This is a genomic window from Fibrobacter sp. (assembly GCA_024399065.1).
Lineage (GTDB): Bacteria > Fibrobacterota > Fibrobacteria > Fibrobacterales > Fibrobacteraceae > Fibrobacter.
Genome location: JAKSIB010000011.1, coordinates 36,911 through 55,237, shown reverse-complemented (window position 1 = coordinate 55,237; position 18,327 = coordinate 36,911). Strand labels below are relative to the sequence as shown.

Sequence of the window (18,327 nt, the reverse complement as noted above, 5' to 3'; positions counted from 1 at the left end):
TTATGAGTAAATACGAACCGCTCTGGAAATTTGTGAAGGACGTCGCGGGTAAGGGCTGCGCGGCTAGTTGGGGAAGATTTCCATGAAGGAAAAGTTCGTGATGTTTGAGATGGTTTAAGATGGGACTTGTCACGCCATTAGGGAAGTTGTGTGTAACCATTGATGGACGATATGCCATAATTGTTCCTTTTGCTCCTAATGGAGATTGTCACACAATCGCTTGCCAAATTGAAAACTATTTAGCTTCGTTAAATGATGGTATTGAATCTGGTGAATATTTAGAACTAAAAAGTTTTTATAAAGAAAATGTCAAACTATCTATAGGGATGATAGGGGACAGCGGCTTATCAACTTTTGATTATGAAAATGAATATCTAGATGATGGAGTTGCGTATTTAATTTTGCCTAAAACAAAAACGGAGAAATTTGTTTTTGGTGATGGATTAAAAACGGCGAATCCCAAGAATCTTGAAGAACCCGTGAGCTTGAGTTTCTTGATTGATGAGTCCGATGGTTGCCTCGAAGCCGAGAGTGATGTTCCAAGCCCAATCGTCGCCGATGTAACCGTAGGCTGCCTTGATACTTGCGTTTTGGGCGTAACCGAATTTGCCTTTTTGTTCCTGGTAGCTAAGGTATTCTCCCAAAAGTCCAGTGATGTTTACAAAGTAGAGGGGATTTGCAAACAAATGAGTGTAGGATGCTCCTTCTACGGGGCCGATATAGTCCACTGTCCTGTCTTTGAAATTCAGGATGCTGTCTCTGCTACGCAGTCTTGTACGTTGGATCGAACCGCCCACCATAAAGCTGTAGCCAGACGTTTTTTGCCGGCGATCTAAAAAGTAGGGAGCTCGAGGAGTGTGCAAGGGGTTCGTGGTGTATAGAACTTTTGCGCCATAGTTGACAAGGGTGAGGTCCAGTGAGACAATTGTGTCTGTAATGTCGGTTGTATCCTGGCCACCTGCGTTAAACCCGCTGCAGATATTTAACCATGCGTCAATCCACAAACTTTTGGGAAAGAATGATGATGCGAAATCAAAATTTGCGGCGGAGCTTTTGCTCTTACTTGCGGTAAATGGCAGCGCATATCTGACGTCAAAGACGAAGTCCTTGTAGCCCAGGCCTAAACCTACCTCCACGGGGCGGCTCGAGTGCATGGTCTTGTTATAGCCTTCTGTTGACTGCGAAAAATAGTTGTAATCTATGAGCCCCCTGATGCTCCATTTCTTTTCAAAGGAAGTGTCGTCTGCAAATAGTGTACTTGCGCACAATATTACGATAATAGGAAGGAGAAAAAACTTCATGGGGATGGTGTTTTTATCTGATGAGAAACATAGATAGATCAAATGTATAAATAGTAGGAGAAAAAAAAGGGTAGTAGCAAAGTCTAATCAGTGAAGTGTTCCATTTGTATATTAAATTTGTTCAAAAAGGAGGTTTTATGACTCTTGAAGAAGCGGTAAAATTACGTCATGCTGTGCGCCAGTACCTGCCCACAGAACTTTCCAAGGAACAGGTGGATGCCCTCCAGGCAAAGACTGCGGAATTGAATGAACGTTATGGGTTGCATCTTCAGCTGATTTTAAACGACGAGAAGGCCTTCGACAGCCGAATGGCTCACTATGGAAAATTTTCCGGTGTAAAAAACTTTTTTGCTCTGGTGGCTCAAAAGGAATGCGCCGAGGACGTGGGCCGCGCCTCTGCAGAAATTGTCTTGTTCGCCCAGACCTTAGGATTGAACACTTGCATTGTAGCCATGACTTTCCAAAAGACTGAGAACTTCAAGGTTGCTCCAGGCGAAAAAGTTTTTGGCGTCATCGCCCTAGGTTACGGACAAACTAGCGGTGTGCAGCATCCTATGAAAACGCCGGAAAAAATTTCCCCGGATTATGGAACCGCTCCCGATTGGTTCAAGAAGGGAATTGACTATGTGCTTTTAGCCCCCACAGGATTGAACCAGTGCCGCGTGGAGTTTCGCCTGAACAAGGACGATTCTGTTACAGCAAAACTGAAACTGGGATTAAGCACCAAGGTGGACTTGGGCATTACCAAGTACTTCTTTGAGCTGGGTGCCGAACGAAAAGTATTCTAAATTCCAAATCATGAAAGCCTACGTTTATAAAGAGCATAAGAAATTTGAACTGGTAGAAAAGCCGAAGCCTGAATTGCAGGGCCCGAGGGATGCCATTGTCCGTGTGACCATGGGGAGCATCTGTACCAGTGACTTGCACATTAAGCATGGTTCTGTGCCCCGGGCGGTGCCGGGAATTACCGTAGGCCATGAGATGGTGGGCGTGGTGGAATCCGTCGGTGCTGACGTGAAGAATGTGAAGGTGGGCGACCGCGTGACGGTGAATGTGGAAACTTTCTGCGGGGAATGTTTTTTCTGCAAGAATGGTTTCGTGAACAATTGTACCGACAAGAACGGCGGCTGGGCTTTGGGCTGCCGCATTGATGGCGGCCAGACGGAATTTGTGCGGGTGCCTTTTGCAGATCAGGGCCTGAACAGGATTCCTGATTCCGTCAGCGACGAGCAGGCGCTTTTTGTAGGAGATGTGCTGGCTACAGGTTTCTGGGCCGCCCGCATTTCTGAAATCAAGACCGAGGATACGGTGCTGATTATTGGCGCTGGCCCCACGGGCATTTGCACGCTGCTTTGCGTGATGCTGAAGAATCCACAAAAGATTATCGTTTGCGAAAAGGACGAAGCCCGCCGTGAATTTGTGCGCAAGCATTATCCTCAGGTGATTGTGACTACGCCGGAGGAATGTGGCACGGTGGTGCAAAGTGAAAGTGCCCATGGCGGTGCTGACGTGGTTCTGGAAGTGGCAGGCACCGAAGAGACTTTCCGCATGGCTTGGGAAAACGCAAGGCCCAACGCCATCGTGACAGTGGTGGCCCTTTACGACAAACCTATGACGCTTCCCTTGCCCGAAATGTACGGCAAGAATCTCACTTTCAAAACCGGCGGTGTAGACGGCTGCGACTGCGCCGAAATTCTCTCCCTCATTGAGCAGGGAAAAATCGACACCACCCCGCTAATTACCCACAAGTTCCCCTTGCAGGACATTGAAGAAGCCTACCGCATCTTCGAAAACAAACTGGACGGCGTGATTAAAGTGGCTATTGTGTAGATGTAATAATTTTTTAAAGGACGGTTTACCTAGAGTTCGCTTTAACGCAAGGTTTTTCGCCTGAAAATGTTTACGCCAGGGAACTATTTCCCCTTTTCCGACAGTTTTCATCGGCATTTTTCAAAAAAACGTCTCGCCCCGCTTGACAAACAGAAAATTTCTTTTTAAATATGAATACATGAATAGATATTCATATATCTACAAAACGAAAAGAGGATAATTATGGCAAAGAAAGAATCTACAAAGGCTACATGCAAATGTCACGACGATCATGAACATCATGAATGCCATTGCAGTCATTGCCATGATATGGAACTGGCGGCAATGAACGTGCCCCTAGATACGCTTTTTGAACTTTCGGAATTCTTCAAGTTCTTTGGCGATACCACTCGAATCCGTATTCTCCAGATTCTTCTTGGCGGTGAAATTTCCGTGAATGACATTGCCGGCAAGCTGAACCTGGAACAGTCCGTGGTAAGTCACCAGTTGAGAATTCTCCGTACGGCGAACTTGATCAAGCCCCGCCGTGATGGCCGCAAGATGTTCTACTCTCTGGATGATGAACATATCGGATCCATCTTCAAAATTGGTCTGTCCCATATTCTCCATAAAAAGGAAGGAAAGTAAAGGAGAAAATTATGATGGAAATCGTATCGACTTTTGTTTCTGAATTTATAACATTGTTTGCGGAAATGGCCCCGTTCTTGCTGCTCGGTTTTTTGCTGGCAGGCATTATTCACGTATGGCTTCCGCAATCCCTGTACATTCCGAAAATTTCCAAACCCACTTTTAAGTCTAGCTTGTGGGCGGCCCTTTTTGGCGTGCCGCTTCCCATTTGCAGCTGTGGCGTGATTCCTACCGCTGTGGCTCTCCGCAGGGAAGGTGCCAGCAAGGGCGCCAGCGTTTCCTTCTTGATTTCTACTCCGGCGACGGGGGTGGATTCCATTTTGGCAACCTACTCTTTGCTGGGTTTGCCTTTCGCAATTTTGCGCCCCATTGCGGCCTTTGTTACGGCACTGTTTGGCGGCGTGGTGACGAACTTTGCAACGAAGGGTGAAAACGAAATTGCTGCAGACGCCAAGGCCGTTTGCGTTGATGAACACTGCAGCTGCGGTGGCCACGACCACGATCACGACCATTGCGAATGTGGCGACCATGATCACGACGATCACTGCGAATGTGGCGACCACGATCACGACGATGACGACGGCGATCATTGCGGTTGTAAGGATGATCACTGCGGTTGCGGAAAGATCAAGTGCGGCTGTGGCGATGACGATTGCGAAGATCGCGAAATCCCCAAGACCATCGGCGGCAAGATTCTGGAAACCTTCCGTTATGGCTTAGTGGACATGGTTGCCAATGTAAGTAAGTGGCTCATGATTGGTCTTGTGCTGGGCGCATTGATTGCTGCATTCATTCCCAACGATTTCTTCTTGGCTCTCCGTGAATACCCGTTCCTCTGCATGATTGCCGTGTTGCTGTTGGCTATGCCTATGTACACTTGTGCTACGGGCTCCATTCCTCTGGCATTGGCATTGGTGGCAAAGGGAATTACTCCGGGCGCAGCACTTGTTTTGCTGATGGCTGGTCCTGCAACTAGTATCGCATCTATGATGGTTGTGGGTAAGGCTTTTGGCAAGCGCACCTTGGTCGCATACCTGATCACCATTGCTGGCGGCGCATTGTTCTTCGGTTGGGTGGTGGATACCTTTATGATGGACACCTTCCTCTCCGCAATGATTCCTAGCGGTATGTCTGAACATTGTGCCGGCGCAGAAGCCTTGGGCGTATTTGATTATGTGATGGCAGGCGTTCTCGCTTTGCTCATGATCTACACCAAACTCCCGAAGAAGAGCAAGATCCAAAAGGATTCTGAAACTTCCAGGGTAAAGGAATACACCGTGAAGGGTATGAGCTGCAACCACTGCAAAATGTGTGTGGAAAAGGCTGCCACCGCTCTCCCCGGAGTTATTCACGCCGAAGCTGATGTGGGCAAGAACCTTCTCACCATCGAAGGTACGGTGGACGAGGCGGAATTGAAGAAGGCCATTGAAGAAGCCGGCTTCGATTTCCTCGGCGCAAAGTGACGCTTACATATAAATTCAAAGAAAGGCTGTCCCAAAAAATGGGTCAGCTTTTTTTGTGGAAATGTTTACAATGAGAAACTGAAAAATACGAGATGGTATTGGGTGCGGCTATTTATTTTTATATTTTATTAACATGAATCGAAATGTGGTAGAAAATAAGCAGTTCGACGAAGAACGCTCCCTATATAACTTGAAGAATTCCGACGTGGTGTCCTGCGTTTTCGCAGGCCCCGCCGATGGTGAGTCTGTACTGAAGGAAGCCCGCGACATCAATGTCATTGACTGCAAGTTTTCTCTGCGCTATCCCATGTGGCACGTCAAGAAATTCACCTTGGAAAAATCCTCCATGGATGAACTCACCCGCGCTGCCCTTTGGTATGCCGACGACGGTGTCATCAAGGACAGTGTTCTTGGCGGCATCAAGGCCGTTCGTGAATGCAACCGCATTTCTCTGGAAAACTGCAAAATTGTTTCCCAGGAATTCGGCTGGAAGAGTCAGGATATTTCCCTTGAAAATTCTGAAATCGAAGCGGAATATCTTTTCCTGGATTGCACGAACATCTCCCTGAAAAATGTGCAGATGAAAGGCAAGTATTCTTTCCAGTACATCGAAAATCTGACTATCGAAGATTCTGTATTGGATACGAAGGATGCCTTCTGGCACAGCAAAAATATTACGGTTAAAAATTCCGTAGTGAAGGGTGAATATCTCGCCTGGTTCTCTGAAAACTTGACTCTTGAAAACTGCAAGATTTCCGGAACCCAGCCCCTGTGCTATTGCAAGGGCCTGAAGCTCATCAACTGCACCATGGAAGGCGCGGATCTAGCCTTTGAATACTCCGATGTCGAAGCAGACGTGAAGGGCGATGTCATTTCCATCAAGAATCCGAAATCCGGAACCATCGTGGTGGACTCCGTCGGCGAAATCATCTGGGACGACCCGGTGATGCCCTGCAACGGCGTCGTCAAAACCAGATAAATTTTCTTATCTCACGAAGTTCATGGGCTGCCAGGGTTCCTTGGCTTCCACTTCGGCGGTGCCTGTGGCGAATTTCTTCAGCATGAATGCCATGTTGTTTGCGAGGGTGCGCATGGTCTGCATGCCTTCCACGTCCTGTGCGGATTCGGCTTCGTTGCGGCCGTAGGCGATGTTCCAGTACTGGGAAGTGACGATAGGCATGTTCAGCATCTGGAAGGGCATTTGCAAAGTCTGGAAGGCGGCGGTTGCACCACCGCGGCGGCAGCAGCAAACGGCGGCGGCGGGCTTGCCCTGCATCAGGCTTCCGGCGGAATAAGCCATGCGCTGGATCAGCGAAAGTACGGAACCGTTGGGCTGTCCCCAGTAAACCGGAGAGCCTACAATCAGGGCGTCGCTAGTTTCCATCTTGGCGATGATTTCGTTGCAGATGTCTTCGTCAAAGGCGCAGCGGTTGTTGCCCTTGTTCTTGCAAACATTGCAGGCAATGCATCCGCGGATGCATTTGTTTCCAATCCACACGATTTCGCTTTCGATACCGTTCTTGTTCAGCTGTTCTGCAGCCTGATTCAATGCGGTAAAAGTGTTGCCGTTTTTACGGGGGCTACCGTTAATTAAAAGAACTTTCATAATTACTCCAGTTGACTAAAAATATAATCAAATCAATCCGGCTTTTGCCCTACGTGGGCGAGCCATTTGCATTCCGTGATTTCCATTTCTGTGAATGTGGCGTCAAAGGAGGAATCCTCTGGGCTGCAGGCGTAAATGCCGAACTGGATTTCGTCGGTGGCGCGGGCCATGTGGCAAATTCTCATTACATCGGCAGGAATCGCGGTGGTTGCCCAGTCGGAATAGCCCATGTTGGTGACGACGCTTCCTAAATGCTGGATGGATTCGTTCTCGAATTCGATAGAGGCCTTCAGCCAGTTTTCACTATCCAAGTACTTAAGCAGAATTTGATTTCCGCGGCGATTACGCCCCAGGATGCAGCCGTTGTCTATGCATCAGAAGCGGATGTCTTGAACAAGGCCCTTTTCGGGTTTACTGCTGCACAGTGGCGTGAGGCGAATCCGATGTTAGACGGAAATGTTCGTGACCACGCTTCCATCAACCAGCTGATTTGTCTTTCCAATATGGAGTCGCTAAACTCCGTGCTGATTAACGAAGGCCTGCCGCAATCCGAACGCCTGCTGAAATAGAAGTGTTCGCGCAGTCATTTCAATTGCGAATACAGCATGTTGGCAACTGAACCTGGTTCAATATTCTGCGCAAATGGCAGCTCCATAAACAATGCTTATGTCCGTTTACCTCGAAAATCATATATATTACAATCAGGTTTTAGAGGTGTTTATGGACAAGAAGTTTTTTATTCCGGCGCTGGCTTTGTGCGCAGCGCAGGCATTCGGTTCAACATATTATGTTGCTGTTGACGGGAATGACGCTGCCGCAGGTTCAAAGGAAAAGCCTTTTGCATCTTTAAAGAAGGCCAATACGGTGGTGGCTGCCGGTGATACGGTGTGGATCCGCGGCGGTGTCTATGATATGCGCGATACCTCCTACTGTGAACGCGCCAGAATGTCTGCAGGTGTTTTGTTGACTACCAGCGGCGAAAGTGACGACAAGCGAATCCATTATTTTGCCTACCCTGGGGAACGTCCGATTTTTGACGGCACAAATCTTCCCATCGGTCAGGCCCTGGATAAAACCACTTCGTCTACGGATCTGGAATACACGGCGGGCATCTTGATTTATGCAAGCTATTTGCACTTGAAGGGGATCGAGGTCCGCAATGTTCCCATGAAGCATAATTCCAATTCGGGTGTATATGTTACCCGATGCAAGCATGTGATTTTGGAGCAGATGGAAAGTCATCACAATGCGGGTCCGGGCTTCTTTGTGAATGAAGGCGGAAGGGGCCTTAACGGCGGTGGTCATCTGTTCTTGAACTGCGACGCCCACGATAATTATGACCCCACTGGCCGTCAGGGCGATGGTGAAAATGCCGACGGTTTTGGCGTGCATTACCAGTATGACGGCGACACCACGAAATTTTTCGGTTGTCGTTCCTGGTGGAACAGCGATGATGCCTACGACTTGATCAATCAGGAATTTCCTGTTGTCATAGAAAACAGCTACGCCATGGGAAGCGGCTATAGCGACTACGGTACAAAGATGCCGAAAAATGGAAATGGTTCTGGATTCAAGTTGGGCGAAAGTACATTTGGCGGTGGACATCATATCATTCGAAACAGCGTCGCCTGGAAGAATGAGACTTTCGGTTTTTATGCCAACTATACAGGTGCGGGAACTCAATGGATCAGCAATACGTCATTCCAGAATGGTCAACGGGCCTTTAACATGGCATCCACCACATTCGATGCTGAAGGAAGGCGCACGGCCGATGTAGCCGTATTGACAGGCGATAACGCCCATGTGCTGAAAAACAACATTGCATTCCCTAATCTGAATTCGCAGGTTGGTGTGTGCTGGGTGAAAATCGATGACAGCGATGCTGGGCATGATGAAAATTGTGCCGCTGGCGAAAACAACACTTGGAACCTGAAACTGGATTTGACGGAAGACGACTTTATGAGTATTGACGACCCCAGCATGACGGTGACGGGCGAAGACCTTTCCAAGATTCCTGGAATTTTGGGACCGCGAAATCCTGATGGAAGCGTTCCTAATGTGGACTTTTTGAAGTTGAAGGATGGTAGCCACGCCATCGACAAGGGTGAAGATGTGGGGGCGGTATTTGCCGGCGCCGCACCGGATCTTGGGGCTTATGAATTCGGACTGCCTTCCAGCAGTTCCATTGGCAACACAACTTCTATCGTTGCGAATTTCGACGGGTCTGCCGCACTCGTTGGCAAGGCTGTAGTGTTTGACTTGCAGGGACGTTACCTGGGGACTTTGCAGGCAGAACAGCTTCGTGGTGGAAATGTAGTCGATGCTGTGCGCACTCAGTTCCGTACGCCTGGCGCATACCTGGTTCGCATCGGTCACGAAATCCAGAAAGTGAATGTGAAGTAATCGGGACTAAACCGGACTTAGCCGACCTGGTCCATGATCTTGTCGAAGTCGGTGGGTTTTTCGAAAAGCTTCTTCTTCAGCTTTTGCATTTTGGGAAGGTTGGTGGCAGTATCCAGGCTGCCGCACTTGAGGGCTTCTTCGTAAAGGGCGGTCTTGTAGGTGATTTTATCCAGCACTATCTGCAAGTTGGCCATTTCTTCTTCGATGGCGGCCTTGCGCTTGCGGAACATTTCTACGCGTTCGGCCAAGGTGGAATCGCCCATTTGGAACCACTTGATGTACTGTGCGATTTCCTTGATTTGCAAGCCCGAGGACTTGAGGCATTCAATCATGGTGAGCCAGCCCAAATCGGATTCAGTGTAAACGCGGAGACCAGAGCTGCTCTTGGTGACGAAGGGGAGGAGCCCTTCCTTTTCGTAGTAGCGCAGGGTGTGGGCGCTAAGTCCTGTTTTCTTTACAACTTCTCCGATAGAAAATCCCATGATGGTCCTGCCTTGTTTTTTTTGAAAAATAAAAAATAAATTTTCTACGGCAAGTCTTGACTTTGAGTCAACTCTAGATCTTATATTTAAGAGGCGTTTTTTAAAGGTTTTGAAAATTCCAGGTTTTTGAAAATGGATGAACTGCATCAGAAATTCGAGTTGTTGAAATGCCAGTTGAGAAGTCTCGGCAAGGTTGCCGTGGCTTATTCTGCCGGCGTGGATTCTACGTTTCTGTTGAAGGTGGCTCATGATGTGCTGGGAGAGAATGCGGTTGCCGTTACGATAAAGTCCAGGGTGGTTCCTGGCCGCGAAATTCAGGAGGCTCTGGATTTTTGCAAGGCAGAAGGCATTCTCCATTTGGTCCTGGATTTTAACGAGATGGATGTGGACGGCTTTCGGGAGAATCCTCCTGACCGTTGCTATGTGTGCAAGCGTTCGATTTTTAAGGCCATCATCGGGGCGGCCGCGGAGCATGGGATTCCTGCAGTTTGTGAAGGCTCCAATGTGGATGACCTTGGAGATTACCGCCCGGGATTGAAGGCGATTGCGGAACTGAACGTGAAGAGCCCGCTCCGTGAGGCGGGCCTCACCAAGGCAGGCATCCGCACGTTGTCCCGGGAACTTGGGCTCCCGACGGCGAGCAAGCCCTCGTTTGCCTGCCTTGCCAGCCGCATTCCTTACGGAGAACAGATTACAGAAGAAAAATTGCGGCTGGTGGAGCGGGCCGAGCAGTATCTGCAGGATTTGGGTTTTGTTCAATATCGAGTTCGTTGCCGTCTTGTTCCGCAAAAATCGCCTGCTGCAGAAACCTATATGGCTAGCATAGAAATCCTTCCGGACCAGTTCCCGCTTTTCTACAAAAATCAGGCTGAGATTCGTTCCTGTTTTACAAATCTTGGTTTTAAGGAAATTTCCTTGGATGAACGAGGCTACCGTACCGGAAGCTTGAACGAAGCCTTGGTGAAATAGAAATTTTTTGGCTCTTTTTTTCAAAAAAATTAAAAAGGGCTTGTCTTAGAGTTAACTCTAGGTGGTATATTTAGAACAAACAATATCTTCGCACGTCGAAAAAGAGGAGTACTTATGTGCTGTTTTATCGCCCCCATGGCAGAAGCCATCGTTACCACCGTCACCACCATAGTTTTGGAACAGACCGACAAGTCTGCCAAGCAGGGTGCTGATCTTCAGGTTGCTACCAAGAAGCAGGCTGTCTGCAAGAATCTGAAGGTTCTTTCCAAGATGCTTTGGGGCGGTTCTGTTCTGTTGGCTTTTGAACATGTCTGGCACGGCGAACTGCAGGCCTTTTATCCGTTTTTGACTGCGGCTTCCAGCCCCGAAGCCATGAGTCAGATGTGGCACGAGGTTGCTACCGTGGGCACATCCATGGCTGGCCTCGTTACGGTGGCTTGGGCCGCTCTCATGACTGTCCGCAGCAAGTTCCACAAGGCTGTTCCTGCAGAAGTAAAGGCAGGTAAGTAATGACCCTTCTCATCACTGTTTTTGCGGCGATTATCTGCACCGCTCTTTGGTACCGCGATGTCGAAAACAAGATGCATCTTTCTCCCTTGTGCTACATGTACTGGGGCGCATCCCTCATGTGGTTCGTGGATGCCATTTTTGAATATGCAGAACTTCGTGCTGAATTTTTCACCCCGGCTGCAGGCGACATGCTGAATGACGCCTTCCTGGGTTTCTCCGCTGTGGCATTTGGCCTTGTGATTTGGCTTGCCATGCTCCTCATTAAAGACCCCAAGGGTCGTTTCCATAAGGTGGCTTAAATGGATCGTCGTGATTTTATAAAGACTGTAGGCTCTGCTGCTTTGATCAGCGCCATGGCTACTCCCGTTTTTGGCAAGCCCAAGAACCAGGAAGTGAAGGAAGCCGGCAAGGATGTTTCCAACGTCTACTTCACCAAGGATCTTTCTGCCGAAGGTCTCATCAAGTTGTACAACAAGGTGAACCAGAATATTTCCGGCAAGGTGGCCATCAAGGTTCACACCGGTGAAAAGAACGGCCCCAACATTTTGCCCCGCGAATGGGTGAAGGCTGTGCAGGCCCTGATTCCCAATTCCAACATTGTGGAAACCAACACTTACTACCATCCCAGCGACCGCGATACTACCGAAAAGCATCGCGAGACTTTGAAGGTAAACGGCTGGACTTTCTGCCCCGTGGACATCATGGACGAAGAAGGTACGGTGATGCTCCCTGTTCCTGGCGGCAAGCACTTCAAGGAAATGAGCATGGGCGGCCATATCGTGAATTACGATTCCATGGTGGTGCTGACCCACTTCAAGGGCCATACCATGGGTGGTTTCGGCGGTTCCCTCAAGAACATCGCCATCGGCTGTGCCGACGCCAATGTGGGCAAGAAGATGATTCACGAAAAGATGGAAGATCCGGATTACAATGCAAAGCCGGAACTTTACCCCAAGTGGAGCAACAGCGGCAAGCGCTTCATGGAAGCCATGGCTGAATCCGGCAAGGCAACCGTCAATCACTTTAAGGGCAAGATGTGCTTTATTAATGTGCTGCGCCGTATGTCCGTGGACTGCGACTGTGCGGGCGTTGGCGCTGCCGAACCCACTTGCCGCGACATCGGTATTCTCGCTTCCACCGATATTCTCGCTGTGGACCAGGCCAGCGTAGACATGGTTTACAAGCTGCCCATTGGCGAACTGAAGGATATCAAGGAACGCATTGAAAGTCGCGAAGGACTTCATCAGCTCCCTGCAATGGAAGCTTTGAAGATGGGCAATCGCAAGTATCGTATTATCGAAGTGTAATGTAAGAGGTCGTTATGGATCGTCGTGATTTTCTGAAGGCTTCTGCGGGTGCCGTTGCTGTGGCTGGTCTTGCTAATTGCGCCAGTGCTTCCGGCTCTGCACCCGAAAAAACTTCTGAGGAGGACAAGGTGTCTACCGTCTATTTTACCAAGGATCTCAGTGCCGCTGGCGTTCTGAAACTTTACGAAAAGGTGAAGCAGAACATCTCTGGCAAGGTGGCCATCAAGCTCCATACCGGCGAACCCAACGGTCCCAACATTATTCCCCGCGAATGGGATGAAGCCTTGCAGAAGGCTATTCCCAACAGTACCATCGTAGAGACCAACACCCTGTATCAAGGCGGCCGCTATACTACCGCCGATCACCGCAAGGCCCTGGAAGTCAATGGCTTCACCAAGTTCACCGTGGTGGACATTATGGACGAAGATGGCGAAACTCCCATTCCTGTGAAGGACGGTTACTGGCTTAAGGAACTTCACGTGGGCAAGCATATGCTGAACTACGATTCCATGGTGGTGTTCACCCACTTCAAGGGTCATGCCATGGGCGGCTTCGGCGGCTCCATGAAGAACATCGCCATCGGTTGCGCCGGCGGCCAGATTGGTAAGCGCGAAGTCCACTTGAATACTTCCGACGTGAATTCTTCTGCCGACTGGATTATGGGCGCCAAGTTCATGGAACTGATGGGCGACTCCGCCAAGGCAACCTGCGATCATTTCAAGGGCAAAATGTGCTTCATCAACGTGCTGCGCCGTATGTCCGTGGACTGCGACTGTGCAGGCACCAGTGCTGCAGAACCTACCTGCCGCGATATCGGTATCCTTGCTTCTACCGACATTTTGGCTGTGGACCAGGCTAGCATCGACATGGTTTACAAGCTTCCGCCTAAGGAACTTGCCGACCTGAAGGAACGTATCGAATCCCGCGAAGGTTTGCATCAGCTTGACGCCATGGAACACCATAAGATGGGTTCCCGTAAGTACAAACTGGTGGAAGTCTAATTCGAATTAAAGCGGAACAGGGAATGAATGTTTCCTGCTCCGCTATTTTTTTATAAATTCCCATTAAGCTGATTTTTATTAACAAGCGCCGAGGTTCCCATGTCTCTTGGAATTCCAGAAATCATCTTGATTGTTGTTGTGGTTTTGCTGCTGTTCGGTGGCAAGCGCATTCCTGAACTGGCCCGCTCTCTTGGCCGTGCCCAGCACGAATACAAGAAGGCAAAGGACGCCCTGAAGGAAGAAGCTGAAGATCTGCAGAAGACTGTGGAAAAAGTCGGCGAAGCAGAAGCCAAAATAGACGAAAGACGAGAGACGAAAGACGAAAGATAGGTTCGGACTTGTCTTCGAAAGCTGATCAGGAACAGACGTTGGTCTCTCATTTGGAGGCCTTGCGTACGGCGCTGATTCACTGTTTTGTGGCGCTAGGCATCGGGATTATCCCGATGTTTTTGTTGTCGTCCCATGTACTTGACTGGTTCAGCGCAGAGCTTGTTGCCCAGAGCGGTGCCACCCTCCATTACTTTTCCCCAATGGAAGTGTTCCTGTTGCAACTAAAAATCGCGGCACTTATGGATTGCGTCATCTGTTCTCCATACATTGCCTGGAACTTGTGGAAGTTCGTGCTGCCGGGCCTTTACGAAAACGAACGGAAGTTTGTTCGTTCTATCGTGTGGATGACCAGCGGGCTTTTTATTTCGGGCGTGGTGTTCTGCCTGGGGATTTGCTTTCCGCTGGTGGTGCGATTCGGCATGAGTTTTGAAAGCGAAACTCTACAGCCAATTTTCGGTGTGGAAAACATCGTCACCTTGGCGCTGTGGCTTTCCCTTGCATTTGGATGCATGTTCCAGTTCCCGCTGGTGACTTACGCCTTGATTCGCTCTGGCGTTGTTTACTATGAAACCGTTTGCCATGCCCGCCCTTACGTAGTGGTGGCCATCCTTGTGTTGGCGGCTTTGCTGACTCCGCCGGATATTATTAGCCAGCTGATTCTAGGCGCTCCTACCTATCTACTTTTTGAAGCGGGTTTGTTTGCTGCACGAAAATATAAAGGCGAACAGTTCAAGGAATGTAATGAAGAAAATTCCCCCGTTCGCGTGGAATCAAAAACCGAAAGTTCGGAAACGTCAATTTCAGATTCCGCGACACAGAAATCTGCAAATCAAGATTCCCAGGATGATGTAGACTTTACAAAGATCTCATCCCCCTACCAGGTGGGAACAGAGCGAAATGCAGACAAGTGGAAACCCAACTAATTTCTAAAACTCGTTCAAGATTTGGATTATGAAGAATACTCTTGCAAATGAACGCTATGAAGACATTGGCTTCGCCAAGCTGGATATCAGCCGTGAAAAACGTACTGGTACAGCCGAGGCAATCTACTGCGCCGGAAAAACAAAGGAACAACTTCTGAAAATTCTCCAAACCTTCAAGGAGAATGGCTGCGCTGTTCTAGGTACCAAGTGTAGCGCCGAACAGTACGAGTTTGTAAAAAGCGAAATGCCGCAAGTTTGCTATAACGAAACTGCAAAAATCATCTCCATAAAAACAGTCAAGGGTGATCATTCCAACGCTTCAAAGAAATCAGGAAAACTTGGCGGAACCATCGCAGTCTGCTGCGCGGGAACAGCCGATTTGCCCATCGCTGAAGAAGCTGCCATGACCGCTGAATTTTTTGGAGCCAAGGTTTCGCGACATTATGATGTTGGCATTGCCGGCCTCCATCGTTTGCTTTCCAAAATTGATGAAATTCGCAAGGCGGATGTTGTTATTGCCGTGGCAGGAATGGAAGGGGCGCTGGCTGGTGTCATTGCTGGGCTCGTAAAAGCACCCGTGATTGCAGTGCCGACATCCGTTGGCTACGGCGCCTCGTTTCAAGGTGTCGCACCACTTCTAACAATGCTGAATACCTGCGCCGAGGGCGTTACCGTGGTGAACATCGACAACGGTTTTGGAGCCGCCGTAAGTGCTTGCCGTATGCTGAGGATTAAGTAATTATGAAATATCTTTATCTGGACGGATCTTGTGGAATCAGTGGCGATATGACTGTTGCCGCCTTGCTGGATTTGGGCGCATCCCGTGAAAAGCTGGATGCCGCCATCAACAGCATGCATCTTGAGGGAATGCACTGCCATTTCGGTCGTGGTAATTCTTACAGTATTGCCGGGGCGACCTTTGATGTTCACGTGCATACCCATCATGGCGAAGAAAGCGCAGATCATGTTCACGCCCATGAAGGATGCTACGTAGAACATCACCATGAACATTCCCATGAGGAATGTGCCGATCACCACCATGAGCATGAGCACCACAACCATGAACACAGTCACGAACACCATCACTCCCACGAGCATCGACATCTAAAGGAATGCTACGGTATCTTGGAACATGTGGCTAGCCATGGTACCCTTTCCCAGAACGCCCTTGCCCTTGCCAAGAAAATTTTTCTGATGATTGCCCAGGCCGAAGCGAAGGCTCACGGCGTTGCAGTAGAAGATGTCCATTTTCACGAAGTAGGTGCCATTGACTCCATCGTGGATATTATGGCGGTGGCTATTTTGGTAGAAGACCTGCAGGAAACTCAAGGCGTTTCTCAAGTGGTGGTGACGGGCCTTAACGAGGGTTCCGGATTTGTGCAGACCCAGCATGGAATGCTCCCGATTCCTGTTCCTGCGGTGGCAAGCATTGCAGAATCCGCAGGCATTGCGCTCCACATTACAGATACCAAAGGCGAGATGGTAACTCCCACAGGAATCGGCGTGGTAGCCGCTATCCGTACCTGCGAAAAACTTCCTGTGAGTTACAAGATTTTGAAATCCGGCATCGGACTCGGCAAACGCGATTTCGGTCGAGCCAATTTCCTGCGTGCCCAAATCATCGAAAGTGTTGAAGATGAAAATCGCGGGGGTGATGAAGTCTTCATGGTGGAATGCAATATCGATGACCAGAGTCCCGAAGAACTGGGTCTTGCCATGGACAAGATTTTCGAAGCTGGAGCCAAGGACGTTTACTTTGTTCCGTGCTACATGAAGAAGAACCGCCCGGCCGTCGTTCTTCACGCTCTTGCGGATAGCGAAAAGCTTCCCCAGGTGGAAACCGCCATTTTGCGTCACACGAATACGGTGGGCATCCGTCGTTATCCCGTCACCCGCACCTGTATGGGACGGACTTTTGCCGACGTAGAAACTCCCTATGGAACAGTGAAAGTTAAGAAGTGCAAACTGGGCGACATCGAAAAGTGTAAACCCGAATTCGAAAGCGTGAAGGAAGTTGCCGAAAAGGCTGGCGTTACCTTCCGCGAAGTTTCAGAAGCTGCAAAAAGGTAAAACCAGGCGGCTGGTTGAGACTTTCTCTACGTTTTGTTCTCACCATCGAAAAAAAAAGGTGCATTGCCTTCCAAAATAGGGTAATTTAACCTTGTGTTTATGGAGATGGTGTTATGAATAAAATTTTTCAGGGCGTTGGTTCATCGAATTTCGGTGCAATTTTTGCAGCAGTTGCCTTTGGTGCCGCGACCTCAGCTTTTGCAATTACGGCAAATCCTAACGTAAGTATGGGTAAGAACCTTTATGTGGGCGGTGCTGTAAATTCCAACTGGAAGCCGGAAGTTTATACCGACGGTCATCTGGATTTCAATCAGGTGGCTTCTGCATCTGATTTTGCATTGAATGTGGGTGAGGGTCCCACCAAACTTTTCGTGACTTGGGAAACCCGCGGTGATGAAGCCTGGATTGGCGACAAGTATGTGCATGCGGCATCCTGCCAGCACAATCCCACTGAAGACGCTTCTCTGCAAAATTTCAAGATCATGACTTCTGCAAATTCTACCAACGGTGTGGACGGCGACTGGGAAGTTGCTGCGGAAGTTGGCGAGAGTGGCGCCATGTCCCGCGGTATGGCCATTGACTTTGCCGGGAAATCCTGGTTCAGGATTGTTGCAGAATCTCCCGTGAAGAATCTTGAGGAAGTGGGCGCCTACGACATTAGCAATGGCGGAAACGACACTTGGTTCTTTATGGGCACGAGCATCAGCCAGATGGGCTTGAAGCAAATTGAAGTTGACTCCAATTTTGCACAGTTGATTCACGCTCGCTATCCGGATTACTACCCGGCAATGCTTCGCGGCGGTATTGGCTGCGTGAATACCGACGGCATTATCGACGGTCTTTCCTCTTATACTGAATATGTGAGCAACGTGAAGTACTGGGCCATTGAAATGGGAACCAACGATGCCTGGGGTGATGAAACGGGTTGGAACGTGGAGCACTTCAAGGAAAACATGCAGAAGATTGTTGACGCCGCAAAGTCAAAAGGTGTAACGCCAATTATTGCCCGCATGATTGCAACGAATCCTGAAGTTGCCAAGTGGCAAGTTTACCAAGGTTACTTGGATGCCATTGATGAATTGACTACAAAGAATAATTTGCCCAAGGGTCCGGATTTCTTTGATTACTTCTCCAAGCATCCGGAAGAACTTTCTTCTACTGATGGCGTTCACCCTGCAGAAAAGGGTGCAGCAAGCATGCATCGTTTGTGGGCGGAAGCTGTGGCTACCTTGTACGAAGCCGGAGATTCTGGTGAAGGTGCTGGCGAGGGTTCCGAAGTGATCAATGCTCGCAAATTCAAGAACGCCCATTTTGCTGTGCCCCGGGTTCGCGTGGCGGACAAGGCGATCACCGTTTCCAATGTGAATAGTTCCGCAGGCATTACGGTGATGGACGCCATGGGCCATGCAGTTACAAATCGCAATTTGCCCAATGGAAATTACTTTGTTGTCATTCGCGACGCAGGAGTTTCCTACACGACGAAAGTTACGGTGAAGTAAATTTTC

21 protein-coding genes are annotated in these 18,327 nt (G+C 49.2%); 18 read left to right on the top strand and 3 right to left on the bottom strand.

The window, feature by feature from the left end; genetic code table 11:
- The first annotated feature begins 119 nt into the window (after nt 1-119).
- The 6 genes from MJZ25_07280 (at nt 120) to MJZ25_07255 (ending at nt 6,200) form a co-directional block, all read left to right on the top strand.
- Nucleotides 120-836, top strand: coding sequence for a hypothetical protein (locus MJZ25_07280; protein ID MCQ2123973.1), 717 nt, complete (start codon nt 120-122; stop codon nt 834-836).
- 602 nt (nt 837-1,438) lie between these two features.
- Nucleotides 1,439-2,089, top strand: coding sequence for a nitroreductase (locus MJZ25_07275; protein MCQ2123972.1), 651 nt, complete (start codon nt 1,439-1,441; stop codon nt 2,087-2,089).
- 10 nt (nt 2,090-2,099) lie between these two features.
- A complete protein-coding gene (locus MJZ25_07270) occupies nt 2,100-3,131 on the top strand; it encodes an alcohol dehydrogenase (GenBank protein ID MCQ2123971.1) in 1,032 nt (343 codons plus the stop codon).
- Nucleotides 3,132-3,353: 222 nt separating this feature from the next.
- Nucleotides 3,354-3,758 (top strand): metalloregulator ArsR/SmtB family transcription factor, encoded by a 405-nt coding sequence (locus tag MJZ25_07265; protein MCQ2123970.1) that lies wholly within the window; start codon nt 3,354-3,356, stop codon nt 3,756-3,758.
- Between the two features lie 11 nt (nt 3,759-3,769).
- Entirely contained in the window at nt 3,770-5,221 is a 1,452-nt protein-coding gene (locus MJZ25_07260; GenBank protein MCQ2123969.1) for an SO_0444 family Cu/Zn efflux transporter, read from the top strand.
- Nucleotides 5,222-5,354: 133 nt separating this feature from the next.
- On the top strand, nt 5,355-6,200 hold the full coding sequence (locus MJZ25_07255; protein ID MCQ2123968.1) for a DUF3737 family protein: 846 nt from the start codon (nt 5,355-5,357) through the stop codon (nt 6,198-6,200).
- A 6-nt stretch (nt 6,201-6,206) separates the two neighbouring features.
- Here the strand turns inward: MJZ25_07255 and MJZ25_07250 are convergent, their stop codons facing one another.
- Entirely contained in the window at nt 6,207-6,827 is a 621-nt protein-coding gene (locus MJZ25_07250; GenBank protein ID MCQ2123967.1) for a flavodoxin family protein, read from the bottom strand.
- Nucleotides 6,828-6,859: 32 nt separating this feature from the next.
- Nucleotides 6,860-7,138 carry a DUF1349 domain-containing protein gene (locus tag MJZ25_07245; GenBank protein ID MCQ2123966.1) on the bottom strand — a complete coding sequence of 93 codons (279 nt, stop codon included), beginning with the start codon at nt 7,136-7,138 and terminating at the stop codon, nt 6,860-6,862.
- Between the two features lie 15 nt (nt 7,139-7,153).
- On the opposite strand from MJZ25_07245, the gene MJZ25_07240 reads away from it, so the two are divergent.
- Both MJZ25_07240 and MJZ25_07235 read left to right on the top strand, forming a co-directional pair.
- Nucleotides 7,154-7,396: a hypothetical protein gene (locus MJZ25_07240; GenBank protein MCQ2123965.1), complete on the top strand. Its 243-nt coding sequence runs from the start codon at nt 7,154-7,156 to the stop codon at nt 7,394-7,396.
- Between the two features lie 151 nt (nt 7,397-7,547).
- Complete coding sequence (locus tag MJZ25_07235; protein MCQ2123964.1) at nt 7,548-9,230, top strand: right-handed parallel beta-helix repeat-containing protein; 1,683 nt, start codon at nt 7,548-7,550, stop codon at nt 9,228-9,230.
- A 17-nt stretch (nt 9,231-9,247) separates the two neighbouring features.
- Here MJZ25_07235 and MJZ25_07230 read toward each other — a convergent pair whose 3' ends face one another.
- Nucleotides 9,248-9,712, bottom strand: a complete 465-nt coding sequence (locus MJZ25_07230) for a MerR family transcriptional regulator (protein ID MCQ2123963.1) — start codon at nt 9,710-9,712, stop codon at nt 9,248-9,250.
- A 132-nt stretch (nt 9,713-9,844) separates the two neighbouring features.
- Here MJZ25_07230 and larE point away from each other — a divergent pair, with 132 nt between their 5' ends.
- The 10 genes from larE (at nt 9,845) to MJZ25_07180 (ending at nt 18,321) form a co-directional block, all read left to right on the top strand.
- Nucleotides 9,845-10,681: an ATP-dependent sacrificial sulfur transferase LarE gene (larE, locus tag MJZ25_07225; protein MCQ2123962.1), complete on the top strand. Its 837-nt coding sequence runs from the start codon at nt 9,845-9,847 to the stop codon at nt 10,679-10,681.
- Nucleotides 10,682-10,795: 114 nt separating this feature from the next.
- Complete coding sequence (locus MJZ25_07220) at nt 10,796-11,191, top strand: hypothetical protein (protein ID MCQ2123961.1); 396 nt, start codon at nt 10,796-10,798, stop codon at nt 11,189-11,191.
- A complete protein-coding gene (locus MJZ25_07215) occupies nt 11,191-11,490 on the top strand; it encodes a hypothetical protein (GenBank protein MCQ2123960.1) in 300 nt (99 codons plus the stop codon). Before MJZ25_07220 ends, MJZ25_07215 begins: the two co-directional genes overlap by 1 nt.
- Nucleotides 11,491-12,498, top strand: a complete 1,008-nt coding sequence (locus tag MJZ25_07210; protein ID MCQ2123959.1) for a DUF362 domain-containing protein — start codon at nt 11,491-11,493, stop codon at nt 12,496-12,498.
- A gap of 14 nt (nt 12,499-12,512) precedes the next feature.
- Nucleotides 12,513-13,499: a DUF362 domain-containing protein gene (locus MJZ25_07205; protein MCQ2123958.1), complete on the top strand. Its 987-nt coding sequence runs from the start codon at nt 12,513-12,515 to the stop codon at nt 13,497-13,499.
- Between the two features lie 99 nt (nt 13,500-13,598).
- Entirely contained in the window at nt 13,599-13,829 is a 231-nt protein-coding gene (locus MJZ25_07200; GenBank protein ID MCQ2123957.1) for a twin-arginine translocase TatA/TatE family subunit, read from the top strand.
- 86 nt (nt 13,830-13,915) lie between these two features.
- The gene (gene tatC / locus MJZ25_07195) at nt 13,916-14,752 is read left to right on the top strand and encodes a twin-arginine translocase subunit TatC (protein ID MCQ2123956.1); all 837 of its coding nucleotides are present in this window, start codon (nt 13,916-13,918) and stop codon (nt 14,750-14,752) included.
- A 28-nt stretch (nt 14,753-14,780) separates the two neighbouring features.
- Nucleotides 14,781-15,491 (top strand): nickel pincer cofactor biosynthesis protein LarB, encoded by a 711-nt coding sequence (gene larB, locus MJZ25_07190; GenBank protein ID MCQ2123955.1) that lies wholly within the window; start codon nt 14,781-14,783, stop codon nt 15,489-15,491.
- Between the two features lie 2 nt (nt 15,492-15,493).
- Entirely contained in the window at nt 15,494-16,822 is a 1,329-nt protein-coding gene (gene larC / locus MJZ25_07185) for a nickel pincer cofactor biosynthesis protein LarC (GenBank protein ID MCQ2123954.1), read from the top strand.
- 113 nt (nt 16,823-16,935) lie between these two features.
- On the top strand, nt 16,936-18,321 hold the full coding sequence (locus MJZ25_07180; GenBank protein ID MCQ2123953.1) for a hypothetical protein: 1,386 nt from the start codon (nt 16,936-16,938) through the stop codon (nt 18,319-18,321).
- Nucleotides 18,322-18,327: the final 6 nt, after the last annotated feature.